Origin of the sequence: Planctomicrobium stercoris (assembly GCF_051465655.1) — a bacterium.
GTDB lineage: Bacteria > Planctomycetota > Planctomycetia > Planctomycetales > Planctomycetaceae > Planctomicrobium.
In genome coordinates, this window is the sequence record NZ_CP195791.1 from 5,132,224 (window position 1) to 5,157,920 (window position 25,697).

20 protein-coding genes are annotated in these 25,697 nt (G+C 58.0%); 6 read left to right on the forward strand and 14 right to left on the reverse strand.

Annotated elements, in window-relative coordinates:
- Positions 1–119: 119 nt before the first annotated feature.
- Both aroB and SH661x_RS20695 read right to left on the reverse strand, forming a co-directional pair.
- Positions 120–1,265 (reverse strand): 3-dehydroquinate synthase, encoded by a 1,146-nt coding sequence (gene aroB / locus SH661x_RS20690; RefSeq protein ID WP_437225592.1) that lies wholly within the window; start codon positions 1,263–1,265, stop codon positions 120–122.
- 161 nt (positions 1,266–1,426) lie between these two features.
- On the reverse strand, positions 1,427–1,927 hold the full coding sequence (locus SH661x_RS20695) for a hypothetical protein (protein ID WP_437225594.1): 501 nt from the start codon (positions 1,925–1,927) through the stop codon (positions 1,427–1,429).
- A 410-nt stretch (positions 1,928–2,337) separates the two neighbouring features.
- Between SH661x_RS20695 and SH661x_RS20700 the strand changes: the two genes are divergently transcribed.
- Positions 2,338–4,023, forward strand: a complete 1,686-nt coding sequence (locus SH661x_RS20700) for a hypothetical protein (RefSeq protein ID WP_437225596.1) — start codon at positions 2,338–2,340, stop codon at positions 4,021–4,023.
- 85 nt (positions 4,024–4,108) lie between these two features.
- Here the strand turns inward: SH661x_RS20700 and SH661x_RS20705 are convergent, their stop codons facing one another.
- From SH661x_RS20705 to SH661x_RS20720, 4 genes are all read right to left on the reverse strand, one after another.
- On the reverse strand, positions 4,109–4,447 hold the full coding sequence (locus SH661x_RS20705; RefSeq protein ID WP_437225599.1) for a P-II family nitrogen regulator: 339 nt from the start codon (positions 4,445–4,447) through the stop codon (positions 4,109–4,111).
- 236 nt (positions 4,448–4,683) lie between these two features.
- Complete coding sequence (locus SH661x_RS20710; protein WP_437225601.1) at positions 4,684–5,022, reverse strand: P-II family nitrogen regulator; 339 nt, start codon at positions 5,020–5,022, stop codon at positions 4,684–4,686.
- A gap of 94 nt (positions 5,023–5,116) precedes the next feature.
- A complete protein-coding gene (locus SH661x_RS20715) occupies positions 5,117–6,526 on the reverse strand; it encodes an ammonium transporter (protein WP_437225603.1) in 1,410 nt (469 codons plus the stop codon).
- A 154-nt stretch (positions 6,527–6,680) separates the two neighbouring features.
- Positions 6,681–7,214 (reverse strand): DUF456 domain-containing protein, encoded by a 534-nt coding sequence (locus tag SH661x_RS20720; RefSeq protein ID WP_437225605.1) that lies wholly within the window; start codon positions 7,212–7,214, stop codon positions 6,681–6,683.
- Between the two features lie 219 nt (positions 7,215–7,433).
- Here SH661x_RS20720 and SH661x_RS20725 point away from each other — a divergent pair, with 219 nt between their 5' ends.
- Positions 7,434–8,324 carry a CHAD domain-containing protein gene (locus SH661x_RS20725; protein ID WP_437225607.1) on the forward strand — a complete coding sequence of 297 codons (891 nt, stop codon included), beginning with the start codon at positions 7,434–7,436 and terminating at the stop codon, positions 8,322–8,324.
- Between the two features lie 21 nt (positions 8,325–8,345).
- On the opposite strand, the gene SH661x_RS20730 is transcribed toward SH661x_RS20725, so the two are convergent.
- Positions 8,346–9,569 carry an HD domain-containing phosphohydrolase gene (locus tag SH661x_RS20730; protein WP_437225609.1) on the reverse strand — a complete coding sequence of 408 codons (1,224 nt, stop codon included), beginning with the start codon at positions 9,567–9,569 and terminating at the stop codon, positions 8,346–8,348.
- A 493-nt stretch (positions 9,570–10,062) separates the two neighbouring features.
- Here SH661x_RS20730 and SH661x_RS20735 point away from each other — a divergent pair, with 493 nt between their 5' ends.
- The gene (locus tag SH661x_RS20735; RefSeq protein WP_437225611.1) at positions 10,063–10,641 is read left to right on the forward strand and encodes a hypothetical protein; all 579 of its coding nucleotides are present in this window, start codon (positions 10,063–10,065) and stop codon (positions 10,639–10,641) included.
- A 62-nt stretch (positions 10,642–10,703) separates the two neighbouring features.
- Here SH661x_RS20735 and moaA read toward each other — a convergent pair whose 3' ends face one another.
- Positions 10,704–11,705, reverse strand: a complete 1,002-nt coding sequence (gene moaA / locus SH661x_RS20740) for a GTP 3',8-cyclase MoaA (protein WP_437225613.1) — start codon at positions 11,703–11,705, stop codon at positions 10,704–10,706.
- A 30-nt stretch (positions 11,706–11,735) separates the two neighbouring features.
- On the reverse strand, positions 11,736–12,266 hold the full coding sequence (locus SH661x_RS20745) for a DUF971 domain-containing protein (protein WP_437225615.1): 531 nt from the start codon (positions 12,264–12,266) through the stop codon (positions 11,736–11,738).
- Positions 12,267–12,526: 260 nt separating this feature from the next.
- Here SH661x_RS20745 and SH661x_RS20750 point away from each other — a divergent pair, with 260 nt between their 5' ends.
- Both SH661x_RS20750 and SH661x_RS20755 read left to right on the forward strand, forming a co-directional pair.
- On the forward strand, positions 12,527–15,148 hold the full coding sequence (locus SH661x_RS20750) for an MMPL family transporter (protein WP_437225617.1): 2,622 nt from the start codon (positions 12,527–12,529) through the stop codon (positions 15,146–15,148).
- A gap of 45 nt (positions 15,149–15,193) precedes the next feature.
- Positions 15,194–16,459 carry a PQQ-binding-like beta-propeller repeat protein gene (locus SH661x_RS20755; protein ID WP_437225619.1) on the forward strand — a complete coding sequence of 422 codons (1,266 nt, stop codon included), beginning with the start codon at positions 15,194–15,196 and terminating at the stop codon, positions 16,457–16,459.
- Between the two features lie 76 nt (positions 16,460–16,535).
- Here the strand turns inward: SH661x_RS20755 and SH661x_RS20760 are convergent, their stop codons facing one another.
- From SH661x_RS20760 to leuB, 3 genes are all read right to left on the reverse strand, one after another.
- Entirely contained in the window at positions 16,536–17,216 is a 681-nt protein-coding gene (locus tag SH661x_RS20760) for a DUF2062 domain-containing protein (RefSeq protein WP_437225621.1), read from the reverse strand.
- A 137-nt stretch (positions 17,217–17,353) separates the two neighbouring features.
- The gene (locus SH661x_RS20765; protein WP_437225623.1) at positions 17,354–17,989 is read right to left on the reverse strand and encodes a TlpA family protein disulfide reductase; all 636 of its coding nucleotides are present in this window, start codon (positions 17,987–17,989) and stop codon (positions 17,354–17,356) included.
- Between the two features lie 90 nt (positions 17,990–18,079).
- Positions 18,080–19,156: a 3-isopropylmalate dehydrogenase gene (gene leuB, locus SH661x_RS20770; protein ID WP_437225625.1), complete on the reverse strand. Its 1,077-nt coding sequence runs from the start codon at positions 19,154–19,156 to the stop codon at positions 18,080–18,082.
- Positions 19,157–19,725: 569 nt separating this feature from the next.
- Here leuB and SH661x_RS20775 point away from each other — a divergent pair.
- Positions 19,726–23,139 (forward strand): FHA domain-containing protein, encoded by a 3,414-nt coding sequence (locus SH661x_RS20775; RefSeq protein WP_437225628.1) that lies wholly within the window; start codon positions 19,726–19,728, stop codon positions 23,137–23,139.
- Between the two features lie 44 nt (positions 23,140–23,183).
- On the opposite strand, the gene SH661x_RS20780 is transcribed toward SH661x_RS20775, so the two are convergent.
- Together SH661x_RS20780 and SH661x_RS20785 are read right to left on the reverse strand one after the other, a co-directional pair.
- Positions 23,184–23,609: a hypothetical protein gene (locus tag SH661x_RS20780; RefSeq protein ID WP_437225630.1), complete on the reverse strand. Its 426-nt coding sequence runs from the start codon at positions 23,607–23,609 to the stop codon at positions 23,184–23,186.
- A 244-nt stretch (positions 23,610–23,853) separates the two neighbouring features.
- Positions 23,854–25,224 (reverse strand): hypothetical protein, encoded by a 1,371-nt coding sequence (locus tag SH661x_RS20785; protein ID WP_437225632.1) that lies wholly within the window; start codon positions 25,222–25,224, stop codon positions 23,854–23,856.
- Positions 25,225–25,697: the final 473 nt, after the last annotated feature.

Consider the following 25,697-nt stretch of genomic DNA (forward strand, 5'->3'; position numbering starts at 1 on the left):
TTAAGTCGACGTCAAAAATGCTCCAATTGTCAGAGCACGCTGCGTGAGCAAGTGCATTTCATTGTTCAGCGAGAAAAATGCACTCGCTCACGCTTCGCGCTCTGGCAGTCAGTCGACGTTCAGCGAATTCCTTCTTCTGCGAGCACTGTGCGGACGAGATCCGGGGAAACCCCTTTCACAATCTCAACGTGTCCCAGCTTTGAGGGAAGGACGAATCGCAGTTGGCCCCCGACGGTCTTTTTGTCGAGCTGCATGCGGTGCAGAACATCATCTGCCTTCAGCTTCTCCGGGTGCGGCAGCTGGACTGGCAACCTGAGCCCTTTGAGCAGTTCATACTGACGGCGAGTGACATCCGCATCGATTCTCCCCAGCGCCTGAGCGAGTCGGCTGGCGGAAAGCATCCCGATGGCGACCGCTTCTCCATGTAGAAGCTCGCCGTATCCGGTCAGCGCTTCGTAAGCATGTGCGAAGGTATGCCCGTAATTGAGAATGGCACGCAGGCCGGTCTGTTCGTATTCATCCTGCTCGACCACTTCTGCTTTTAATTCGCAGCTGCGGGCGATCGCATAATTGACCACTCCGGGATCACGGCAGTTCAGCTCGGTCACATTCCGCTCGAGGAACTCAAAGAACGGTGCATCCAGAATCACGCCGTACTTCACCACTTCAGCAAGCCCTGCCCGGTACTCACGATCCGGAAGAGTCTCCAGAGCAGCAGTGTCGATCAACACCCCCAGCGGCTGGTGAAACGCACCGATCATGTTTTTGGCCTGAGGGTGATTGATCCCGACCTTCCCTCCGACGGAGCTGTCCACATCCGCCAGCAGCGTGGTCGGAACCTGCACGAACGGGACACCTCGCATGAATCCAGCCGCGACAAAACCGGCCGCGTCCCCGACAACACCTCCGCCGACTGCAACAACAACAGTCCGGCGATCTGCCTGAAAATCGATGAGATGATCCCAGGCTGCGGAGATGACTTCGAGTCGTTTGGACTGTTCCCCCGGCTCCATTTCGAAGAGCGTGGTGCGAATCTTCTGTTCATCCAGGCTGGCCCGGACCACTTCCGCGTGCCGCCGGACATTCGCATCCGTGATGATGCAGGCTGAGGCTCCGGCAACCCCGCCGTAACGGCTGGTCAGCCAGTTCAGGATCGACTCGCCCGACGACTTGAGAAAGTTCTGACCGACGATGATCTCGTAACTCCGGTCTCCCAGCGAGACCCCTACGATACGACGATTGTCAGACTCAGACACGGTGGGCACTTGAAACTCCAATATTGAGCCGCAGCCAGCGAGTGATCGCGGAAGCGGATGTTGATTTTCCGGAATTCCCAAGCATACCAGAGACGAAAAAAGGCTGCGACGCGTTCGTCGCAGCCTTTGGTGATTTTTCCGGGACAGACTCCAGAGAGTCCGCCTGCCTGTTATCGGCAACCGCAGCCAACCGAGGAGTAGCCGAACGCCCCGTAGTAGGCATTGTAGTTCGGGGCAGTGTTGATCGTCGAAATCGGGCCAGCGACGTAGGGAGCGTAATCATAGCCCGAGCTGACCGTGCTGTAGCCGTAAGGAGCATATCCAGCCTGATACGTCACGGGAGAAGCGTATCCAATGCTGTTGTACAGACCGTAGGAGTACGAAGGACGGTAACCGCCGCTGTAGAGGCTGCCGTGTGAATAATACGGGTAACCGGTCGAAGCCCAGCCGCCGTATCCAGCACCATAACCCCAGCCGGTGTACGGATAGCCGTATCCCCGATAGCCGGTTGTGTACGCCGAGTAGGAAGGATATCCCCCGCCATAATAACCGGCGTAGTACCCACGAGCGTAGGCCCGATGCCATCCCCCCGCAGCGGCCTCATTTGTCTCGACGCATGCGAAAACTGCGGCCACGAGCCCGAGTGCTGCGAGAATGGAATACCGACTCATAAGTTGCTCCGGAGTGTAGATCGAGGTTGAGCTGACAGTTGGCTTCTGAAAAATACCACGCGACTCGCAGATGAGGAGGACAAACCGCGAAAGAGCGTTGCGGTTCGCCGTTCACTTTGAAGTGATCATGACTTCTGGATGTGGAATGTCAACATTACAAATTACACATTAGGCCCATTTTACCGATCTTGCCAATTAGGCGGCATTAGTCACAACGATTTCAAGAGCCGCTCAAAATGTTCCGCCGATACGGGTTGTGCCGGAATTGACAGGCTCGTTCGCGGAGACGAAAACCCGGGATAAGAGCCTCGCAACTCTGACGGGACTTCACTCCTCAAAGTGTCACGGGTCAAAGACGGTCCCATTCGCAATTCACTTCCGCCACCGCGGTGAACGACAGGAAAGACCACATGCTTCGATATTCCCAGATTCTCTGTTCGCTGGCGCTGCTTTTCGCCGGCAGTTCGTGGGCAACGGCCGACGAGACTCCGCTTGCCTATTTCGGAGGAGATGTCTCAGTTCTGATCCGGCTGAAAGAACCGGACCAGACCATGGAGAAAGTCATTGGACTGGTCAACAAAGTTCAGCCAGGGGCCGGTGAGGCGATCAAGTCGCAGCAGTCCGACAGCCTCGGCCGCATGATTTCCAACCCGACTCTGACGGGAGTCGACCAGTCCCGCGACTGGTACGCCGGAGTCTACTGCGAGGAATCGGCCCCGCCGACCGTGGTTTTCGCCATTCCAGCCCTGAACGCGGAAGACCTGGTCAGTGCCCTGGGGGAGGAAGTCAGCTCGGACGTCAAGGACCGCTGGGTTCTGTACACCGACGCCGAAGAACTTCCGGAAGCGGACGAAGCAGACTCCGCTGCGACCAAACTCGGAAGTACCGGGATCACCACCTTCACCACCGGCGATCTGACAGTCTATGTCAACATCGAGCAGCTTTCGGAAGTGTACGCTGAGCAGATCGAACTCGCTCAGGACAGAGTCCTGGAATTTCTGAATCAGCTCCGATTCCTTCCGCAGCAGAGTGGAGTGAACATTCAGGCGGTCATCGACATTTATGGAACGATGGCGGAAAGCTTCTTCCAGGCCCTCGAGGACGGACAGACGTCGCTGGCTTCGGTGACCATTACCGACACGGAAATTGTCTTCAGCAAACAGGTCGCTTTCGAAGGAGATTCTGCTTCGGCAAACTTCCTGGCAAAGAACGAGACCAGCGACATGCCGATGCTGATGAAACTTCCTGAAGGGGCTTCGCTGTATTACGGCTTCAGCGGAGGAGTCCGGGACCTGACGAAGTTCGGCCTGAAAATGTCTCTCGCGATGTCCGACGACGCCGAAGCTGTCGAGAAGCTGGAAGAACAGCTGACCGAACTGGACAACGTCGAGTTCGGCCCTGGAGTTGCCGCCATCAAAGTGCAGGGTTCCAAGGACGGAATGCTGCAGATGTCCAGCATCTTCGAAGCCAAACCGGTCGATGTCGTTCGCAAGTTCATGCGGTCTGTCGTGAACCTTGCCGGCAGCATGAAAACCGAGATGTTCCAGCAGACTTCGACCTTGCAGGAAGATGCGGAAACCTACGGCAACTTCAAAGGGGACATCATTACGGTCAAACAGGAATTCAACGAGGATGCTGATCCCAGCGGCATTCAGGAGAAGATCCAGACCCTGATGTTCGGCACTGAGGGAATGCAGTCGCGAACGGTCTATCTGGAGGGGGAGTACGCCACCACATTCGGAGGGGGCGAGAAGGCGATGAAGGATCTCCTGAAGCTGGTGGAGTCCTCCAAGTCCAATGCCGCATTGGAGAAATACCGCGCCAACGTCATGAAGGAAGCGAATCTCTTTACGTTCCTAGACCTGTCCGGTCTGGCGGCGAACGCACTGCGGGCAGTCTCCGCGGTTGAGGAGTTCGGTTCGCCGATCAGCAGTCAGATGATCGACAGCCTGAACCTGAAAACGACTTACATCAGCATGGCGGTCGGTTCCGAAGAGAACGTGCTGAAATCGGAATTGCGTCTGCCGATCGACCAGATCATTGGTCTCACCAAACTGGGAGTGCTGGTTGGAAGCGGAGCCCGGGGCGGACTGTAAGCCGTCACTCACAATCGCTGAAAACAAAGAAGCCGCACACGAAAAATGTGCGGCTTCTTTTGATTTGAGCTCATCCGTCGCGGGATCAGATCGCTTCGCCGCCGGACTCTCCGGTGCGGATTCGAATCACATCCAGAATATCGGTGACAAACAGTTTCCCGTCGCCGACACGTCCGGTGCGAGCCGACTCCATAATGGCGCTGAGCGCTTTGTCGAGCACAGAATCTTCGATGACGATTTCCAGCTTCAGCTTGGGCAGGAAATCGACGGTGTATTCCGCACCACGATACTGTTCTTTATGGCCGCGCTGGCGTCCGAAACCACGGACTTCACTCACGGTCATTCCGACGATGCCCGCGTCGGTCAAGGCTGTCTTGACGTCTTCCAGTTTGTAGTGCCTGATAATGGCTTCAACTTTTTTCATGCATGTTCCCTGCAGTCAAAGGCAATCGGATGAGGACTCGAATGAAGGGCCATCGGTGATGGCGGACAATTTACTGAAAAACACGATCCGCAGGGTCCCGGCGACACATCACAGTGTCGCCGGAGAGATGCGCGATGCCACGCAGCACGACGGAGCTGTTCAGGCAGAACCGCGTACTGCAGGCGAATTCAGAAGCGATCGCGGCTGAATCACCTGCAGTCGACAGAGCACCTGCATTACAGTGACTCACCACCGGTTTCGCCGGTCCGGATGCGAATGGCTTCCTGCAGGTCGCTGATGAAAATCTTACCGTCCCCAATCTGACCGGTCCGGGCGGTTTTGAGAATCGCATCTACAGCGGTCTGCACTTCGTCATCGGCAACGACGACTTCCATCTTCACCTTCGGCAGGAAATCGACGGTGTATTCGGCTCCGCGATACTGCTCCTTGTGCCCCTTCTGGCGTCCGAATCCCCGGACTTCCGAAACCGTCATGCCGGACACTCCGGCTGCGGTCAATGCGTCCTTGACCTCTTCAAGCTTGAAGTGCCGGATGATTGCTTCGATCTTCTTCATGAAAACTTTCCTTTCGAGGATGTAAGCGCTGTTCCAATCTGGTTCAGCGCCACTGCTGAGTCAAGTCCGCGACTGACTGAGATGCCCAGGTGAATCAGAGGAATATGTAGCCTTCTTCGCCATGCTGACTGAGGTCCAGTCCCTGCAGTTCCTCTTCCTGAGTCACTCGCAGCCCCATGGTGGCGTCCAGAATCTTGAGAAGAATGAACGTTCCCACAATCGCGAGGCCCATCGCAGCCCCCACGCCCACCAACTGATTGATCACCTGTCCGGGATTCCCTTCGAGAAGCCCTCCGGCCCCTTCCGTCACGCTCTTCGTCGCGAAGACACCTGTCAGAATCGCCCCCAGAGTTCCACCCACTCCGTGCACGCCGAAGGCGTCCAGAGAATCATCATAGCCCAGTGCATTCTTCAGCTTGGTGCAGGCCAGATAGCAGACCAGACCGGCAGCCAGACCCAGAATCACACCGTGAATCGGATTCACTGCTCCTGCAGCGGGGGTAATGCAGACCAGACCGGCCACCCCCCCGGAACATGCTCCCAGGGTCGTCGGCTTGCCGTGACCGATCCATTCCGCGATGGACCAGGACAGCACGCCAGCTGCAGCTGCCAGATGTGTTGCGAAGAAGGCATTCACTGCCCATTTGTCTGCATGCAGGGCACTTCCGCCGTTAAAACCGAACCAGCCCACCCACAGCAGGGCCGCCCCGATACAGGTGTAGGTCAGGTTGTGAGGAGGCATCGGCTCATGTCCGAATCCATGTCGCTTGCCGATCAGGATACAGCAGATCAATGCGGAGACACCCGAACTGATGTGCACGACGGTTCCGCCAGCGAAGTCAAATCCCGGGAACAGGGCGTCCTTATTGAAGACGTTCAGCCAGCCGGCATCGGACCAGACCCAGTGAGCGATCGGGCAGTAGACGACGAGTCCCCACAGGACGGAAAAGACCGCCATCGTGCTGAACTTCATGCGTTCCGCGAAGGCACCGCAGATCAGTGCGGGGGTGATGATGAAAAACATCCCCTGGAACAGGCAGAAGATCATTTTGGGAACCGCTTCTTCGAGCGGTCGTCCTTCCCCTGCGATCACCCCGTTCAGGAAGAGGTGGTCGAGGTTCCCCAGGAAAGGATTGGTGCCTCCGAACGCCCAGCTGAAACCGATGATCGACCACAGAACCGACATCAATCCCATCAGGAAGACGCACTGCATCATCACGCCGAGAATATTTTTTTTACGGACGAGACCGCCGTAAAACATTGCGAGCCCAGGTGCTGTCATCATAAGCACCAGTGCTGCCGAAGTAAGCATCCAGGCAACGTCGCCCGTGTCCGCCGGGACGATTCCAGCTTCTACGTCCGCTGCGGATTCCACCGGAGAGGGGGCCTGCATTTCGGTGACCGGCTCCTGAGCGGGAGCATCCTGTCCGAACGCAAAAACAGCCTGAAAACTGCAGAAGTACAAGGCCGCCAGCAGCGGCCGCCATCGCAAACCATTCATCATTTGCTTTCTCTTCCGAGCAAAAAGAGAGTTATCGGTCCCCGGGCAACAGCGACTCCGGAGTGGTCACTTCACAGATTGCTCAAATGCAAGGCCTGTGCCACTTTTGTCGGCAAGAGAATTCTGTTGGATGCGGGGCGACCGTCGGACCGCATCCTCAGAAATCGGCGAAAGAGTCCGCCGTGACCAGAATCAGCATCAACAGGCCGAAAATCAGCTTCCCAGCCGTTCCGAGCAATCGCCCGACGAGGGCCCCTTTGCCGATCTCCACTCGCTCGGTGTGAGTTTTTCCCCGCTCGCCGAAATAGGCACCAGCAAATGCCCCCACCGCTCCCCCTACGAGGGCGCCGATCAGCGGACCGGCCACCGGGACGGGAATTCCGATCATCGCTCCGCCGATACTCCCAACCAGAGAGCCTCCAATGGCCATGATCGCTCCACGTCGGCTGCCGCCCCGTTTCGCTGCTCCGGCCGCTCCGGCCACGAACTCCCAGACTTCCCCGAGAATTGCCAGCACCAGCGACACAATCAGGATCGTCCAGCTCACCTCAGGATGCAGGTCGGCAGGGAGGACAAATTTGTAAATGACCGCGAAGATCAGCAGCAGCCAGTTCCCCGGGAGGCCAAAAAAGTTCGAGCCCCACGCGAGCGTGTTCGAAAGGAACAGAATGAACGCCCAGAGATAGATCATGAAGCCGGTCGTCTACAGCCGAGGAACCAAAACAACGCCAGGTTCACTGTAATGGATTCACACCGTTTTCGCTCCGCTGCGTGTGAAAGGAATTCCCCGGAAGTGACTGAGCACACCCGTCCACCTCGCCCGGGTCTTCATCTTCGCGTAAAATTCACATCGATCCACTATGAAGCCGCCAGTGTCAGGAAAGTCCTTCCCCTTTGAAAAGTGGATTCCATGCCCTATGCCTTCCGTCGATCTGAATCGGTTCAGGAGGGACTGCGCCGCATTGCCTGCGATCAGCTGCGGATCGCAGTGGCTTCGCTGAGCGAGACGATAGAAGATCAGCTCGAGGGGATCCACGAAGCACGCAAGTGCATCAAGAAGCTGCGTGCAGTCCTGCGACTTCTCCCGTCCGGGGACCGAAGCTGGGCCGGCCGTGTGGATGGCGAGGTGAAGTCTGTCGCCCACACGCTTGCAGAAGTCCGCGATCAGGATGCGTTGCGACAGGCACTCGGCCGGGTTCAGAAATCCTCCCGGCCTGAAGGGGACGCTGCCCTCTTCGAAGACGCGTTAAGCAGGCTCGAGCACGCAGGCCTTCATCCAGGGGTCGCACTTGAACAGTTTCAGCAGCATCGCCCCGGAATCGTGTTGAAGCTCGAGCAGCTGGTCGGCGTCGTTGAGGCGGCGGAGATTAGTCCGATCTCCCCCCGCAAAGTCCTGAAAAATATCGCGAAGAGGTACTGCCGCGGAAGAGACAGGTTCCGTTCGCTGACTGAAGATTCTGACCCCGAGGCCATGCACGAATGGCGAAAATGCAGCAAGGACTATTGGTATCATCTCCGCCTGCTGAAGAAGGTCTGGCCGGAGTGTATGACCCCGATGATTCAGGCGAGTTCTGAATTGTGCGACCTGCTGGGAGAAGACCGTGACCTGGGACTGCTGGCGGAGGCGTTCGGTGACGAAGAGAAGCTCCAACCGCTGACGAAGCTGATCAAACGACATCAACATCGAGCAAGGAAACGGGCGCTCCAGTTGGGGACGCTGATCTTCGCAGAGAAGAAATCTGCTCTGAAACGAAGGCTCCACTGCTATTGGGACTCGTGGAAGTCCGTCGACGATGAATGAGCAGCCGAACGATCGGTTCGACTACCGGTCCATGTAGTCGAGCTGAATTTTCACGATATCTTCCGCCCGTGCGAAGAAGGCGTCGAGGACTTTTGGATCGAAGTGAGTCCCTCGCCCCTCATCCAGAATCTGAAAACATTTCTCGCGGGGGAACGGTTCTTTATAGGCTCTTCGCGTGCTGAGCGCGTCGTAGACGTCCGCCACAGCGGTCATCCGACCTTCAATGGGGATATCTTCACCTTTTAATCCCAGAGGATACCCTTCGCCGTTCCACCATTCATGGTGCGTCTGCGCGACCCGGGCGGCGAGCATCAGCAGCGGTGAACTCGGGACGTGCAGCAGGCTGGCCCCCAACCGGGCATGCGAGCGCAGCAACGTGGCTTCCTGCTGAGGAAGCGGCTGAATGATCTCTTTGGCGATCGCACAATGCGTCTTCATCACAGCATACTGCTCCGGGTCCAGCTTCCCCGGCTTATGCAGAATGGAATCAGGAATCCCGATCTTGCCGATGTCATGCAATTGTGCAGCGAGTTCAATGATTTCGATGCGAGACTGGCTGAAGCCCAGTTCCCGCGCGATCACTCCCACGTATTTTCCGACTCGGACCACGTGATGACCGGTATCGTCATCGCGGAATTCCCCGGCTCGCGCAAGGCAGTGGACCACTTCTTCGCGGGAGGCTGCCAGTTCCGCAGTCCGTTTGCGAACCTGATCTTCGAGCCACTCCGAATGACTGGCCTGCTGGTCACGGTACTGCTTGTTGAGGAGCAGGTTGCGGACACGTGGGAGCAGGTCCATTGGGTCGACCGGCTTGGAGAGGAAGTCCGAGACTCCCAGTTCCAGGCAGACCTGCTTGATGTCACGATCCGCAGTTTCAGTCAGAACGATGAACGGGACATACTTCAGGGACTGGTCGACGCCAACCACATGGAGAATGTCGATCCCGCTGATTTCCGGCATCGCAATATCGAGTAGCACCAAGTCCGGCTTTTCATGGCGAATGAGGTCAGCCGCTTCACTGGGATCCGAAGTCGTGATGAAGTTCGTATAACCGGCGTCGCTGAGATAGTGCTTGAGCGTGCGGATGTGAACGGCTTCATCGTCGACGATCACGATCCTTGATGCTTTCGTGCACATCGCCTTCCGCGAAATCGTCGAGTCCAGTGTGCGCTGCAGTGATGCGACGCTCACCAGTTGCGATTCCAGCGAAGATCGGGAATGTGCCGGTTCTACAAGTAGAGTCATGACGAGGCTCGGTGCCAGAAGGGGTCCCCTTGCACATGTAGCTCAGAAGCATCGTCACGTCCCGGGAATTCCCAATCCGCGGGCGAGTTTGTGACCCTCCCAGGTTTCCGAATGGCTGCGACGATCAGAATCGGACGAACCCATCGGATGCGGAGAATCCGTGCCGAGGGACGTCAGCGGACCGGACGGTCGCGATCGCACGCTCCCGAATCTCCTTCTGGATCGAAAATCCCGCTTGCAGCGAATGCGCCGACTGGTCCGGTTGTAGCGATCAAAGTAGTCGAAACAGTCTTAGGGGCTGTTCCGTCTGCGAAAAAGCCTGAAAAAATCCTGTCGAATCAACTCTACCGGATAGAGCGATCAGTTCTTCTGGAAACTTCGTAAAGACGCCTCATGCCTGAAAGAGCGATTTCAAATCTTCCGATGCACAAGCTGAGAGTTTCGTTTTTCTGGCGGGAACGGTTTCCCGTCGGGGTATCACCGAGTTCACTGAATGCACCACATTCGAGCAGTTCTGGCAACCGGACTGATCCTGCAGCTGAGCTCCGCTCTGACCTGTGCCGCGCCCCCACGGGACTCGCGTTCGGCGACCCCCATTGTCTCACTCTCTCCGCAGATCGAAGAGCTGGATGACAGCACAATTCCCGCTCCTCTTCCTTCCGCAGTCGCTGAACAGCAGGAAGGCAAGTCGCCAGCAGTCGCGGCCCCCCGGCAGCTCTTTCCGTCTCCACGGCAATTCTTCAAGAGCCTGACACGGAACTCAGTCGCACCGGATCCAGCCCCGGCAGCAGCCCCGCAGAATGAGGCACCGCTGGGGACCCGTCGTGACATTGTGACGATCTCCGGACAGCAGCTGAGTCCTATCCCGGAAAGCCCCCGGATCGAACCGCCGCTTCCGCAGCTCATCACCCCGGACTACAGCGTTGACCCTCCACAACAGGTGTCGGAGCTTCCGCCAGTCTCGTGTGACCAATGCACCAGCGAGCCGGGCACGGTCGCGGTCGCTCCTCGTTCGCCGAAGATTGGCAGCCGGCTCCGCTTTCCGCACCTGTCATCACTGTTCGCGAAATGATGTCGTGAAGCGCATCGACAGGTGATTCGGCGCGGTGACTCTGAACCGTCGAGCCGTGTTGCTCAGCCCCCGATGGCGTGCATGGGGCGAAGTGGCTGTACGAAGTCTGCAGCATTGATATGGTGCCCGGCCCACTTCTCGTGGATCGACTTCCGGACCGCAGAGGTGATCTGGTCATCGTCTGCCCCTTCACGGAGCAACGCCCGGAGATCGCACTCTTCCAGACTGAAGAGACAGTTGCGGAGTTTGCCGTCGGCGGTGATGCGAAACCGGTTGCAGTTCTGACAAAACGGCTCGCTGACCGACGGGATGAAACCGATCCGACCAAGACCGTCCGCGAACCTGTAGTCGGTGGCAGGAGCAGCGGGATCGGGATTCTCTTCCGCCACGAGTGGCATGATCTCGCGAGAGAGGATCTCGCGAATCGTCGAAGCGGCCAGCACCTTGTCCCGTTCCCAGGCACAGTCGGCGTCCAATGGCATGTATTCGATGAAACGAATTTCGCAGCCTGATTGCCGGGCGAAATGACCGAACGGGACAATTTCGGAATCAGTCACTCCACGAATCGCAACGGCATTGATCTTGATGGGATCAAACCCCGCACTCCGCGCCGCTTCGATCCCTTCCAGCACCTGCTCGTAGCCACTGCGTCGGGTAATCTCCTGAAACTTGACCGGGTCGAGTGCGTCCAGGCTGATGTTCAGTCGCCGCAGTCCGGCCCGATACAGCTCCGGCGCCTGCTCGGCCAGAAGGATTCCGTTGGTCGTCAGGCCGACGTCTTCAATCCCGGGGATCCCGACAATCTTTTCGATGAGGGTGGAAAGGTTCCGGCGGACGAGCGGCTCACCGCCGGTGAGTCGAACCTTATTGACCCCCAGCGGAACCATGAGACGAACAAAGCGTTCAATCTCCTCGAACGTCAGCAGGTCACGGCGATCCATGAACTGAACGTTCTCAGCCGGCATGCAGTAGAAGCAGCGAATGTTACAGCGGTCGGTGACGCTGATCCGCAGGTTCGTGTGCTTGCGGCCGAAGGTATCCAGCAGTGGCAGTTGTTCCTTCATGGTGAAAACCCGGCCGCGATCAGATGGACATCACCGACTTTGCTCAACAGAGTGGACGCCCGGAGCGGATGCCAGAATGTTGAGCTGCTCCCAGGTATAGATGCCCGTGTTGTGCCCGTCACTCCAGTCCACTTTCAGGGCATAGTTCCCGCTGAAGTTCAGAGCTGCCGGGACAATCGATTCCGGAATGGTATCCGGATTCAGAATCCGCTCTCCGGTGAATTCATTGACGCAGCTGGCGCAGGGACACTCGCAACGCAGAAGCTTGAACGGGTACCGCAGACACTTGTCCTGCGACCACTGAATTTCGAGGACACCTTGATCACGCAACGCGCGAATCTTCTCGGGAGGCTGAACCATAACCGCAGGAATTCCGACTTCGACAGCTTCGATAACAATTGAAGAGCAGGCTGCTCTTGCCAGAATTCGATCGTAGCAAGTTCGCTGGGAGCCGGCATCTCTCCGGTCCCGGCCTGAATCACCGACCTCCCGCTGGCCTTCGGAACTGCCGTCAACGACGCAATGCTCCAAGAGAGCGGGAATTCTAAAAAAAGGCCGCATCAACCCTCCAGAATTTCCCATCCCCCCCATTTCACGTAAGAGACAGAAGCTCGATTGACCGGCCCGATTCGCCACGTTAGGGTCAAGCTCATCAGGTGATTTTCAGGGCGAATCACCGGGAGAAAACGGGCTGAAGTCATTCGATTTGAAAATTCCAGACACCGATCCGGCTGTCAGCACGGACAGTGGTCTCAGGGAATTCCCCCCGGGACGCTGACTCGACTCAGGATCGCCTCACATCTCTTTGAAGTTCAGCTTCGATGTATCGATTTCTCGGACAAATCGTCAGTCGGTTCCCGATTACGTGGATCGCATTCTGGTTGATCTTCACCGTGATCGCCCATACCACCGCACCTACACCGGAAATGGTCTGGCAGGATGGTGAGCTGGCGTTTCTGCCGGAGAGTTCCCCGAGCGTCGAAGCGGTTCGAATCTATCGCGAGGCTTTCCAGAGCACTCTCAAGGAAGCCAACGAATCCGACAACGTCGGCACTTCGGTCCAGCAGGATCCCATGTCCAGCAGCGTCGTCGTCGTGCTGCAGCGACTGGATCGCCCGAACGGTCTGACGGAAGAGGACAATGCCTTCATCTCGGACGTCCTCGTCAAGAAGCTGGAAGAGCTCAAACGTACGACTCCCAAAGGCTACAACTGGACTCCCGAGCTGGAGCAGGAGCTGAACGAGGAGATTCCCGAGGCCGAACAGGTCATCAAGTCGATCTCCACCCCCAATGATGATCGGATCGGGGCACTGCTCACCAGTAAGAATCAGAAGGCGACGCTGGTGATCGTCGACCTGAAGACAGAATTTCTCGAACGGCAAAACCGCCTCGTGGTCGGCCGCATCGAACACTTCATCAAAGACCATGACCTGCAGCAGAAGCGACCGGCCGGGCTCTCTCTCGAGTTGAGCGGCTCCGCCACGGTGGGACGCGACATGCTCCGCGCAGAACAGGAAAGCGCCAAGAGAACGGAAGTCTTCACCAAGGGACTGGTGATCATCCTGCTGCTGGTGATTTACCGGGCGCCGTTACTTGCTCTGGTTCCGCTGGTCACGGTGGGGATCGCCGTGGAACTGGCGAAAGGCTTGCTGCGACTGATGGCCGGCTGGGGCTGGATCGGCCTGTTCAGCGGACTGGATGTGTATGTGACCGTCGTGGCCTACGGGGCCGGTGTGGACTACTGCCTGTTTCTGATTGCCAGGTACAAAGAGGAACTGGACAACGGTCTGCCTCACAAACGCGCCATCAGCTATTCGATCGAACGTGTGGGAGAAGCCCTCGCGACCAGTGCGGGAACGTGCATCATCGGCATCGGCATGATGATGTTTTCCCAGTTCGGCAAGTTCCGTCAGGCAGGCTTCGCGATTTCATTCTCCCTCGCGGTGGCTGTCTGCGTGGCCCTGACGTTCACTCCAGCGTTCCTGCTGATCTTCGGCAAATGGGCCTTCTGGCCGGACGTGCGCAAGGGAGAAGTCGGCGAGAAATCGGGATGGCTTCCCCGTTCGAGCATGTGGAGCCTGTTGCAGGATCAGCATGTTCTGGAGCGGGTCTGGCAGTACATGGCCGATCTGCTTCGCCGCCAACCGGGCCGTGTCTTCATGGCCACGGTGATCATCATGATGCCGCTGGCGATCATTGGCGTCCTTTATCAGGACGATGTGAGCTATGGACTGCTCTCCGACCTGCCGCAGGATGAACCGAGCGTTGTCGGGGCCAAAGCAGTTCAAAGCCATTTCCCAGCGGGGATCACCGGCCCGGACACCATGTTCATCCGGTTTCCAGAAGAGGTCCTCCAGGAGGTGTTCGACGGCAACGACCTGAAGTCGATCCCCGTTGCGGAAAAGCTGAGTGCCACCATCACGAAGAACCTGCTGGAACGGGAAGATCCCGCAGCTCCCACGGGCCATTCCGACGAGCTGATTGGGATTGCTGACATTCGCAGCCAGCATTACCCGCTGGGAACCAATCCCAAAGCTTTGGAATACCTCTCGAACCTTCCCCTGCGCAGCCGCGGAGCCAAACGGACCTTTGCTCACCGAACCTACACCAGCCTCGATGGTCCATTGGCCGGTCAGGTCATGCGGCTGGACGTCATCCTGAACGACGACCCGTTTTCGCGAAACTCCGTCAGAAATCTCGCCCGCCTTGAGAATGCCGTCAAAGAATCGATCCACTTCCCGCCGGATTCGGAGATCACTCCTGAACAATCGAAAAAACTGCGGGACTCGGCGAAGATCTACACGCTCGGAACAACAGCCGCCATCCGTGACATCAAGTCTGTCACCGACCACGACCGTATCCTGATTGACGTGCTCGTGACGGTGTCGGTGTATCTGATCATTGTCCTGATGCTGCGGCAGCCGGAAATCTGTGCATACCTGATCATCACGGTGATCTTCAGCTACGTGGTCACGATCGGGGCGACCTACATGGCATTCTACCTGTGGGATCCGGTCGGCTTCCACGGCATCGACTGGAAGGTCCCCATCTATCTATTCACGATCCTGGTGGCGATGGGAGAGGATTACAACATTCTGCTGATGTCCCGCGTCACCGAGGAACAGGAAACGCATGGCCGGACCGAGGGGGTGCTGCAGGCTCTGATGAAGACCGGGAGCATTATCTCCACCTGCGGTATCATCATGGCGGGTTCGTTCGTCACCCTGATGGCGGGTTCGCTGATGGGGATGGTGCAGATGGGATTCGCACTCGCCTTCGGGGTGCTGCTGGACACGTTCGTTGTCCGGCCCATTCTGGTTCCCGCCTACCTGATCCTTCTGTATGATGGTCGGTTCGGAAAGTTCGGTCGTTTCATGGGGGCCCCACCCGATGTGGTGGAGGCGTCTCCCACGGAATCCGAACTGGTTCGCGACTCAGTCTGACCCCTGCCTCGCACGTCCTGCCAGAAGAATTGCGGAGTTTCGTCCATGCCCTCTCGTCTGTGGTTGTTCGCCCTGCTATGCCTGAACGTTGTCCCCACCCTGCAGGCGGAAGACTGGCCTCAGTGGCGCGGGGCCAAGCGGGACGGAAAGGCGCAGGAGCCCGGACTGAAACTCGACTGGAAAGAAAAGCAGCCGGAGCACCTGTGGACGATCGACGGCATGGGCTCCGGCTACGCCAGCGTCTCAATCGCGGACAACCGGCTCTTTACCACGGGCAATCTCCCGCAGGGGCAATCGGTCATCTGCATCAATACGGAAACACATGAGCCCGTCTGGTCCACACCACTCACCGGCCAGTCTCCGGAACATGGATACCCTGGTTCGCGGTGCACCCCGACCGTGGATGGGGACCGGGTTTACGCAATCTCCTCCGATGGACAGGTCGCCTGCCTGCAGGCTTCCGACGGCAAGATTCTCTGGAAGCGAAGCTTCGTCGACGACTGGCAGGGACAGATGATGTCCGGCTGGGGCTTCTCGGAATCTCCCCTGATCGACGGCGATCAGCTGATCTGCACACCGGGAGGCCCGGAGGCGATGATGGTCGCCCTGAACAAAAACACCGGCAAGGAAATCTGGAAAACTGCCGTCCCGTATGCGGGTGACCGCGGCAAAGACGGGGCAGCGTATTCGTCGATCGTCATCTCCAACGCCGGTGGAGTGAAGCAATACGTCCAGCTGATCGGCCGGGGACTCATCGGGGTTCGGGCGAAAGATGGAAAGCTGTTGTGGGGGTATGACAAAGTCGCCAACGACGTCGCCAATATCCCCACGCCGATCTGCTCGGGGGACTATGTGTTCGCCTCGACCGGATATCAGACCGGAGCCTGCCTGCTGAAGATTTCGAAGTCACGCGACGGAGTCACCGCCAAGGAAGAGTACTTCCTGCCTCCCAAGACTTTTCAGAATCATCATGGCGGCATGATTCTGAATGGCGACTTCGTTTATGCCGGTCACCAGCATGGCAAAGGGTTTCCGATCTGCGTGCATCTTCCGACCGGAAAGATCCGCTGGGGCGGCGACATCCGTCCCCCCGGCAGCGGTTCCGCAGCTGTCACGGCAGTGAATGATCAACTGATCTTCCGCTACGAAGACGGCACGATCGCACTCATCTCCGCCACTCCCAAGGGGTACGAGTTGCAGGGGACATTCACCCCTGAATACCAGGAGAAGGAAAGCTGGTCACACCCGGTGGTGGTCGATGGAAAACTGTACCTGCGGGAGCAGGACAAGCTGATGTGCTATCAGCTCTGAGTGCGACCGCAGACTGACTCGAGACTCTCGCTGAGCCGCGCATCGCAATTGCGCGGCTCAGGTCGTTTTGGTTCTGTCACTCCGCGACGGTGTGCAGTTGCGACCGCGGAAATTCTTTGCGGAAACGCTGAGCCCGGTGTGCGAGAACGTAAACGATCGGGTAAGACAGCGCCCCGACGATCGCCCCGAGAATCACCGATCCGATCACCAGCGGGAGACCGATCGTCACGAACAGCGAATGAACCGTCAGCCACCATTCGCTGAGTCCATGATCGACAAAGAGCTGCTTGAATTCCTTCCAGGAGATCGTCTTGCCGCAGAAGAGAGTTCCGATCTTGTAGCTGTACCAGCAAAGCGGAATCGTCGTCAGCGGATTGGAAACGTACACTCCCAGCAAGGCGGCGATCCGGTTGAACCGGAACAGCCACCCGGTGGCAAACGCGATCAGCACGACCAAAGCCATCTGGATTCCACCCGTCGGCGTAATGCCGACGAAGAGTCCGATGGCGGTCCCCAGGGCAATCGAATGCGGCGAATCATCCAGATGCAGGATGGTGTGCATCCATTGCCGTGGATCCAGATACCGCAGGCACCAGCTGATCCGGTGGGCCACGCCCCCCGGGTTTTGTGCTCGCGGAGTCACTGCAGGTTGCGGTAACGGCAATGCATCAGATTCCAACGGATGGCTGGCGAACGGTTTCCCGTTCAACGTCATCGGTTCGGATTTCTGGGCCACGGGCATGGAACGGACCGTCATCAGGACGCTGCAAGTAGGTGAAATGGCTTTCGGCCAATCGGGAAGTCACAGGCCGTCCTGGCCGTGAGAGACGGGGTCCGCAAGACCTCGCCGTCTCTTTCAGAAGTCGGAACATCGGGTCGCCAAAGTTCCTGAAATCACTCGTTCTTCAGCAGCTTTTCGACAAGCGGTAGAATCTGCTCCTGATAGGTGAATTCTGCGGGCTCCTTGGGGTTGGGGAACTGGCCTCGCAGATTCCCCTTCTGGTCGAAGACAAACACGATCGGAATGGACTGCTGTTCGACTTTCTCCGCGAACAACTGTTCGGCACTGATGGAGAGCAGAACGTTCTGAAAAGTGGCTTCCTGCTTTGTCAGGAACTTCATCACCTTCTCGCGATAACTCTCGACCGGCTGATCTTCCAGGCCGTCATAATCGGTCGAAACAGAAATGCACGCCACCTTGTCGCCGTGTTCCCGATTGAGACGGACCAGGTTGGGAAACTCCGCAATACAGGGAGGGCAGTACGTCGCCCACAGGTCCATGACGACCACTTTTCCGGGATGCTGTTTCACAAGGGCCAGAGTCTCTTCCCAGTTCAGCACGTCCAGCTGAATTCCCTCCACCGGCGTCATGGCAGGTTTGGCCGCACCGGTTTCGTCACCTTCGCTCTGTCCTTCCGGAGCCGGAGCACTGGGAGGGGAAGCCGGTTCCGGGGCCGGAGCAGCAGGGGGGGCGGGCTTGCATCCGACGAGAGTCACCAGAGTCAGAATCAGCAGGCGGGATTTCAACATCCTTGAACTCCAATCTTACAATCTGCGGTCCCGGAGCAGACCCTTCGATCTGCCCCGGCCATCTCGCTGTTTCACGACGTTCGTAAAACGTTACTCCAAAGCAGCCAGGACGAGTTGTCCCATTTCCACGGTTCCGACGCTGGGAGTTCCCCGCGGCGCGATGTCCCGCGTGCGGTGACCCGCATCGAGAACCTTCTGCACAGCTGCTTCAATGGCGGCCGCTTCCGTTTCCAGCTTCAGCGAATGTCGCAGCATCATGGCCGAGGCCAGAATCGTTGCCAGCGGATTGGCAATTCCCTGACCGGCGATATCCGGAGCGGTCCCGTGAATCGGCTCGTACAAGCCGGGGCCGTCGCTTCCCACAGACGCCGACGGAAGCAAGCCCATGGATCCCGGCAGCATCGAACCTTCGTCCGTCAGAATGTCACCGAACAGGTTGCTGGTGACGACGACGTCGAACGTGCTGGGGCGGGAAATGAGGTGCATTGCCATCGCGTCGACCAGCACCACGTCGAATTTCACATCCGGGAACTCGGTACGGACAATGCGTTCGGCCGTCCGTCTCCAGAGACGGGACACTTCCAGCACGTTTGCCTTGTCCACGGAGGTCAGCCGACCGGACCGCCCGCGGGCTGCCGTCGCAGCGACTCGCACAACACGCTCAATCTCATGCGTGGAGTAGGTCATCGTGCTGAAGGCGGTTTCGCTGCCGTCTTCATTTTTCTTCAGTCCGGATTCACCGAAGTAGATCCCGCCGGTCAGTTCACGGACGAAGAGAATGTCCGTTCCCTGCACGACTTCCCGCTTCAGGGGAGAGGCGTCAATCAGGCATTCCTGAGCCTTGATCGGCCGCAGATTGGCAAACAGTCCGAGTTCTTTACGAATCTTCAACAGGCCGGCTTCCGGACGGGTTTTCGCGTTCGGATCGTCCCACTTCGGTCCTCCCACCGCTCCCAGCAGAACCGCATCGGACTTCTTGCAGGCATCCAGAGTCGACTGCGGCAGCGGGTCCCCAAAGTCATCAATGGCATTGCCGCCGATCGGATGAGTCTCGAATTCAAAGTTGTGACCATACCGTTTGGCCACTTGCTCCAGCACCAGCCGTGCCTGGCTGACGACTTCGGGTCCGATCCCGTCACCTGGGAGTAAAATGAGACTCGCGTTCACCGTTCAATTTCCCGTCATGCAGTGTTCAACCAGGACAATCAGGTCCAGCACCCTGTCCGCGACCACTCACTCTAACGGAGCCTCGGGGCGGATGCCACCCGTCCGTTGGTGTCGATTCCATCGGTGAACATGACTGCAGGGAGGGGAGAGAATGCATTTCAGTTGCCCCTGCCTGACGTCCGAAGTGTGCGAGAGACGAGCCCTTCCGCCGGTGCGCGCACTGCGAACTGACCCGAAAATCCCGTCCGTGATGCAAGTTCGCTGCAACCAGTTCGGAAGGAAGATTCGGAACGACTCGCGTAATCGGGGGCCGGGATGCGGAACAGATACGTTCACCGCATTCAGAACCTGCGAAAGTACAAGATGTTGCGAGGGTTGCACTCGACTCGCCGATCATCGGGAAGTTTCTGAAAAGTTGGATTTCGCCACGCGAAGGGATTGAGCTTGAGGTAGAGAAAAAGAGAGGGACTGACGACTCCCGGCCACGCTGGGGCTGTGGCCAGAATGTGTTCCATGCCAACACGCAAAGACCAAGGCTGAATGATCAGCCGATTCGAAATACAGATTCAATGACCGACTACGAGTTTTCACTGGCGAATCGCGAACCCCGCCACGCGGAACGGTTCAGCCATGGAAATCGTTCCACTGCTGCGGTGACTGCAGCTCCCGCAGGGATCCGACTCAAGTCACCCCGCAATCAATTCGACTGGGCGTTTCGGGATCTGAGTCCGGGAACGTACCTGCTCGGCTCGGGCAGTGACTGCAATGTCGTGCTGCCTGTGGATGGAGTCGCTCCCCGGCACTGCACAATCATCGTGGGCAGCCAGAGAACTGTCGTCAAAGCCTGGTCTCCGCGGACCTGGGTGAACGAAGGCGCGATCAACGAGGGAACACTCAAAGTCGGCGACCGCCTGATTCTCGGACCGGTCGAGCTTCAGGTCGCCGAACTGCCGGTGGTCAGCCATGCGTTTCCTCCCGTCTCCGACAAAACACTTCAGCAACTGCTCGCAGCAGCCAAGAAGTCGACTGCCAATTACGAGTTTTCTGGAACAGACTCTCTGCGTCGGGAAGCCCAGCTCAATGAACTGCTGAGTGAGGTGCAATCCAGCCTCGACCAACTCCTGCAACAGGAACGCTCGACCCGGGAAGAGTTCTCGCGAGAACGCATGGTCCTGAAACAACGCGCTCAGGAGCTGGACAAGCAATGGGCGCTGCTGGAGTCGTCCCGTCACCAGCCGGCGCCTGTTGAACAAGCCGAGGCAGCTGCCCCGGAACTGCTGAAGAATCTCGAACGCCAGCATGGGGACTTGACCCAGCTGGAATCACTTCTGAACGACCGCTACGAAGAACTGGCCGGTCGAGCCCGTGATCTCGTCGGCGTCCATCGACGCCTCAAAAAATGGGATCACGAACTCCGTGCCCGCCAGGTCGCGCAGGCCAACAATCCGGACAGCAGTCAGTTTGCATCAGTTCGCTCGATGCTGGCCCGTAACGAAGCGCAGGGTCGCCAGCTGATGGCTCGACAGCGGGACATCGAGCAACGCGAAGATCAGTGTCACCTCCAGCAGGAGGAACTGCTTGCGAATCGACAGAAGCTCGTCGATCAGGTGCAGAAACTGGAAGAGGAACAACGGCAATGGAATTCCAAATGCCGTAGCCGCGAGCGGTTCCTCGAGGAACTGGAAGAGAGCCTGAATCTGCGCCTGCAGCAGGTCGAAGAGGAGCAAGTCCGTCTGGAAGTCGAAGACCAGCGACTCCGGGATCAGGAAGCATCTGCCGGAGAACAGCTGCACACCATCGAGCAGAAGCATCGCGACCTGGATCGGGCAAGTCGTGAACTGGATGCCGAGAAATCCAGGCTCACCGAAGAACGGACTCGGCTCGAGCGAGAACGCTCCGAGCTCACGGCATTGCGTGAGTCTCAGGCTGCCGAGCAGCTTGGACTGCAAACGAAGTCAACGGAGATCGAAGAACTTCAGCGCACGATCGAACTGCGCCAAAGTGAACTTGCCGATCTGGAAGTGCGTCTGCAGCATCGGGATCGCGATCTGCAAGCCAGGTCGCAGGAACTGGAGAGCCGTCAACGCGAATGGTCGGACCGGCAGACAGAACTGCAACAGAGACTCGAAAAGCTCGCACTTCAGGAAACTGAACAGCAAGCTCGGCAGCAGGCACTCGAGGCCCGTGAATCTTCACTGACAGCACTGGAACGGACGCTGCAGGAACAGAGCGCGGAACTCGAACGACTTGCTGCCGAAATCGAATCCAAAGCAACCTCACAGCTTCTCGCTGAAGAAGCGAACGCGGAGCTTGCCCGGCGGACCGAACTGCTGGCGCAGGAACATGGCAAACTGGCCGAAGAACGGGAAGGCCTGATCCTCCGGCTGGCCGAGATCGAGTCGGAACGCCGCTCGCTCGCTGCTTCTCAGGAGCAATTGCAGGTCAGCCTCAACGACATCACTGCTGAACGTCAGAACTTTGCCCGTCTGAATGCAGAAATTGAAGCGGAACGTCAGCGCGATGCTTACGACCGCGAACAGACGCAGACGATGCGCCGGCAACTGGAGTCGCTGCAGGCGCAGCTGGATCAACAGCAGAACCAGTTGGCCGAGGAACGTGCGAAGCTGGAGCAGCAACGCGCGGAACTTCAATTCCTGCGTGCGGAATCGATACAGGTCGCCCCCCCAAAGGAAGACCCCAGCGAGTCCGATGCTATCGCTGAAGAACTGAAACAGCAGATGCAGGAGCTGCAGACAGCCCAGGCGAATCTGGCTGAAGAACGCGACATCATCGAACGTCGGCAACACAATGTGGATGCAGCCGGCGACAAGCTGAAAGAGGATCTCGACCAGCTGCATACGTTGGAGTCGCAACTTTCGGAGACTCAGAAGCAGCTTGAGGAACGTGAACGGGAACTCGAGGAGAGTCGCGAACAGCTCTCGGCCGAACGAGAGCGATTGCGCATCGAACGGGAAGAATTCGAACAGCGTCAGGCTGAGTCCCAACGTCTCCAGCAGGAGTCGATTCAACTTCATCAGACAGTTGCTGACGAAACTGTAAACTTAGAGCCTGCCGAGGAAGCTGCGGAATCAATCGCCCAAACGGACATTGAGCCGTCGCAGCCAGAGCCATCTGCTCTCAATGCGGAAGAAGACGACGAGGCGGTCAAGCTGCGACAGCAACTTGCCAGCCTGTTCGGCATGAAGACTTCGGACTTCACCGAAAACAAACCCGCCCACAACGACTCCCCAGCTCCGCCACGTCGCCGGAGATCGGTGGTGACGGAAAGAGTCGAAGCAGACCAGCCGGAACGAAAGCCTGAGCCGGAACCGATCCGTCCGCAGCCTCCCGAGCCGGTGCATTCACAGTCATCGTCAATGGGGCACAGTGATGATGGTGAAGTGTCCGTCGAGGCGTATATGGAACGCCTGCTGGCCCGAACACGTCAACCGCATCAGCAGTCCCAGCCGGAGTCGAAGCCGGTCGCGCCTGCACCAGCACCTCGGCCGGTCATCGAAGCCCCCGTCAAGGCAGCGACCGAACCGGTTCCCGTAGAAGAGCCGGTCAAGAAGGTCCGCAAACTCGACGAGGGAGCGAAGAAGTCCATGCGGGCGAACCTGCACTCGTTCCGCGAAGTCGCCAATCAATCCGCCCGGATTGCAGTTGCCAAGTCGAAGCACACGCAGAAGTCCTCGCTCCTGAGGAACATGATTATTCTGAACAGTTTCGGCTGGGCTACTGCTGCCGCTCTGTTGACCTCAAGCATCTGGCTGGGGAAATCACTGCAGTTTGAAGGGACGACGGTCGCGGCTGTTTCGGCCATCCTGTCGGGCCTGTGCCTCTTCCGGTACAAAGAGATCCGTAAACTCCGGGGCAAGGTCAGTGGGGCTCCGATCCAGCAGACGGGACCTTCAGTGGCAGACAGCCCTGCATCTCAGCCGGATGACCCGCAGCAGAAGTCCGGACCGCTTTCATTCCTGTAGCGAGATCTCCGGCAGGCGAACAGAATTCTCGCGCTGGTTGAGAGTCAGCCCTGTTTCTTCGGCTTTCGCGAGGGAGGAGGAACGTTGGAAGGAACCCAGTTATTGGTTCCGTTCTTCAACTCCTTCAGGTCCGCTACGGACGGGGGACGGTTGGTTCCATAATCACGGACCGAACGCACCGCTTTGGGTTTGTACTCTTCGGTTTCGCGGAATTCCCGACTCTTGATCCAGCTGTAGAGCGATGTCAGTGTTCGCTGGGGAGAGACCCTGAGGAGAAAGACGAACACCGGAACGATCGCTGCGAAGCCTGCAAAGATCGCCAGGCCGACATAAGGATTGGTCCCGCTGGCGGTGACCACCACAGCTGCACCGATGGCCCCCAGAAACAGCACAAGCGTACTGGCGAGCAGCGGACCAGAGCGTCGGTCCGGACGAAATTGAAAGTTCGCGGGCATAGCTGCCAACCGCAAAGGCCGCACTTCTGCTGAGGAGTCTCCGAACTCCCCCGACAATCACCCTCGACGTCGGATTCTCCCAGATTCGCCATCGACGTAAAGCATTTCGGCAAGAAATTTCGGGATTTCATTTGACTTCAGGGACAACGAAAAAAAGGCGGGCGACAATCAAGTGATCGTCGCCCGCCATGCATCTGGGATCAGTCTTCGATCAAACCGGAAGGTGTGAGGACGTCCCCTTCCGGTTCGAGTTCCTCAATCAGTGCACGCACTCACCAGGAGCACAGGCTGTCGGGGTGGCACAAGCCGGCTCGACAACCACGCACGGATCTTCACAGCACGGCACCTTGCGGCAAACCGTCTTGGGCACGCATCGGGTCTTGGTGACCATCACAGTACGAGGTGTGCATTTTGTCTTTGTGACCAGTTTGGTTTCGCAGACGGTGCGAGGAACACAGTACGGAACCTTGCGGGTGTGGCACTCTTTCACGTAGCTGCAGGTGGTGTATGGAACCTTCTTGACAATCGTCTGGCAGGTCCAGCTGCAGGTCGTATACGGAACCTGCTTGGTCACGGTTTCGCAGACATAGGAGCAGGTGGTGTATGGAACCTGCTTGGTACGGCATTCGCGAACCATGCAGCAGGTCGTGTAAGGAACGCGACGGGTGCAGGTCTGGGAAACGTAATGGCAAGTTGTGTAAGGAACCTGCTTGGTCGTGCAGCAGGGAACCCGGCGGCAGACCGTGTACGGAACGCGGCAGTGCTTCACTTCCGGAACCATCCGGGTGCAGGTCTGCTGAGTCATGATGGTCTTGGGAACCCAGACTCGCTTGCAGACGGTGCGGGGCGGGCACTGAACTTTCTCAATGCGGCAGCAACCGGGCTTGTAGGTCGGGCAGCAACCGGATTCATCCATCACGAACTGTCCGGGATCCTGGACGCAGCGATCCACGATCGGTCCGGGAACGCACTCGGTGACAGTCTGCCATTCGCCGCACTGGACCGGGACGCAGGTGGTCGTGGTAACAGGCTTCATGACAGTCGTGCAGACATCGCGATAGCACGTTTCCATCTCTGTCTTGTAGGTCGTGCAGGTCACGGTGCGGTAGCAGGTCTGGTACACCGGCTTGCGGATGGTGTAGCACTCATCGCGGTAGCAGGTGTTGTAGACCGGGCGGCAGACCGTGTAGTTCACCGTGCGATAGCAGGTCTGGTACACCGGCTTGCGGATCTTGCAGCAGACCGTGCGGTAGCAGGTTTGATAGACCGGCTTGCGAACAGTGGTGCAGACGTCGCGGTAGCAAGTTGTGTACACCGGTCGGCAGGTCGTGTAGGTTTCGTCCCGATAGCAGGTGTCAAACACCGTCTTCTGGCAGGTGACCGGAACCTGGTAGCAGCAGGTGTCCATCACGGTATGACATTCAGTGTATTCCTGGGTGCACCAGACAGTTTCGGTAATCGTCTTGTACTGCGGGGCGCAGCATGCCCGTGCGGAGCAGTAATCTCCGCTCGGTTCACAACAGCTTGGCGGACAGTTCCGGAACTTGCAGAACAGCCCTGCTTCGGCGTCTCCGACTCCCACCAGCGACACAAACGCCGCCAGCACGGGAATCCAGGTCAGGTATCTCATGATGGTCGTCCTCATTACATCAGTCCTCAGATGCATTGAACCCAATACGGATTCATCCACTCTGAAAATCGACCGATGCAGTCAACTCACTTAGCGCAAGTTCGCAATATTACCCAGAGTGAAGAGCAGGCTTCGCATTCAACCGTTTCCACTGCATATCGGGCATGAACGGGGCAGCCGTCAGCTTGCGTGCGACCCGATCTTCCCGCTTCTTTGAATCGACGGGATTCGCTCACGACCCTTACATTCGTCACGCCCCGGCACGCGAGAGAGCGAGCCGGAGGAAATTTTCCCATCACAATCGTCAGGACCGGAAAATTTTGACATCGCGTTCCAAGCGGCGTATCTCGATTCCTGTGCCGCTCGAGCATTTTCCGAAAGGGCCTTTAGTAACCCGCAGAAGCCAAAATGGACGTTCAAGCGGGAAAAACGCCTGAATCGCTGCACATGGGAGTGCGAACTTCTTTAAACTT

What these genes read in the sequence shown, in the direction of transcription:
- SH661x_RS20715 (WP_437225603.1), bottom strand. Translation starts at nt 6,526, where the DNA reads ATGATGAATGGTTTGCGATGGCGGCCGCTGCTGGCGGCCTTGTACTTC.
- SH661x_RS20755 (WP_437225619.1), top strand. Translation starts at nt 15,194, where the DNA reads ATGCCCTCTCGTCTGTGGTTGTTCGCCCTGCTATGCCTGAACGTTGTC.
- SH661x_RS20730 (WP_437225609.1), bottom strand. Translation starts at nt 9,569, where the DNA reads ATGACTCTACTTGTAGAACCGGCACATTCCCGATCTTCGCTGGAATCG.
- SH661x_RS20695 (WP_437225594.1), bottom strand. Translation starts at nt 1,927, where the DNA reads ATGAGTCGGTATTCCATTCTCGCAGCACTCGGGCTCGTGGCCGCAGTT.
- SH661x_RS20705 (WP_437225599.1), bottom strand. Translation starts at nt 4,447, where the DNA reads ATGAAAAAAGTTGAAGCCATTATCAGGCACTACAAACTGGAAGACGTC.
- SH661x_RS20700 (WP_437225596.1), top strand. Translation starts at nt 2,338, where the DNA reads ATGCTTCGATATTCCCAGATTCTCTGTTCGCTGGCGCTGCTTTTCGCC.
- SH661x_RS20745 (WP_437225615.1), bottom strand. Translation starts at nt 12,266, where the DNA reads ATGCGGCCTTTTTTTAGAATTCCCGCTCTCTTGGAGCATTGCGTCGTT.
- SH661x_RS20710 (WP_437225601.1), bottom strand. Translation starts at nt 5,022, where the DNA reads ATGAAGAAGATCGAAGCAATCATCCGGCACTTCAAGCTTGAAGAGGTC.
- moaA (WP_437225613.1), bottom strand. Translation starts at nt 11,705, where the DNA reads ATGAAGGAACAACTGCCACTGCTGGATACCTTCGGCCGCAAGCACACG.
- SH661x_RS20765 (WP_437225623.1), bottom strand. Translation starts at nt 17,989, where the DNA reads ATGTTGAAATCCCGCCTGCTGATTCTGACTCTGGTGACTCTCGTCGGA.
- SH661x_RS20785 (WP_437225632.1), bottom strand. Translation starts at nt 25,224, where the DNA reads ATGAGATACCTGACCTGGATTCCCGTGCTGGCGGCGTTTGTGTCGCTG.
- SH661x_RS20760 (WP_437225621.1), bottom strand. Translation starts at nt 17,216, where the DNA reads ATGACGGTCCGTTCCATGCCCGTGGCCCAGAAATCCGAACCGATGACG.
- SH661x_RS20775 (WP_437225628.1), top strand. Translation starts at nt 19,726, where the DNA reads ATGACCGACTACGAGTTTTCACTGGCGAATCGCGAACCCCGCCACGCG.
- SH661x_RS20720 (WP_437225605.1), bottom strand. Translation starts at nt 7,214, where the DNA reads ATGATCTATCTCTGGGCGTTCATTCTGTTCCTTTCGAACACGCTCGCG.
- SH661x_RS20750 (WP_437225617.1), top strand. Translation starts at nt 12,527, where the DNA reads ATGTATCGATTTCTCGGACAAATCGTCAGTCGGTTCCCGATTACGTGG.
- SH661x_RS20735 (WP_437225611.1), top strand. Translation starts at nt 10,063, where the DNA reads ATGCACCACATTCGAGCAGTTCTGGCAACCGGACTGATCCTGCAGCTG.
- SH661x_RS20725 (WP_437225607.1), top strand. Translation starts at nt 7,434, where the DNA reads ATGCCCTATGCCTTCCGTCGATCTGAATCGGTTCAGGAGGGACTGCGC.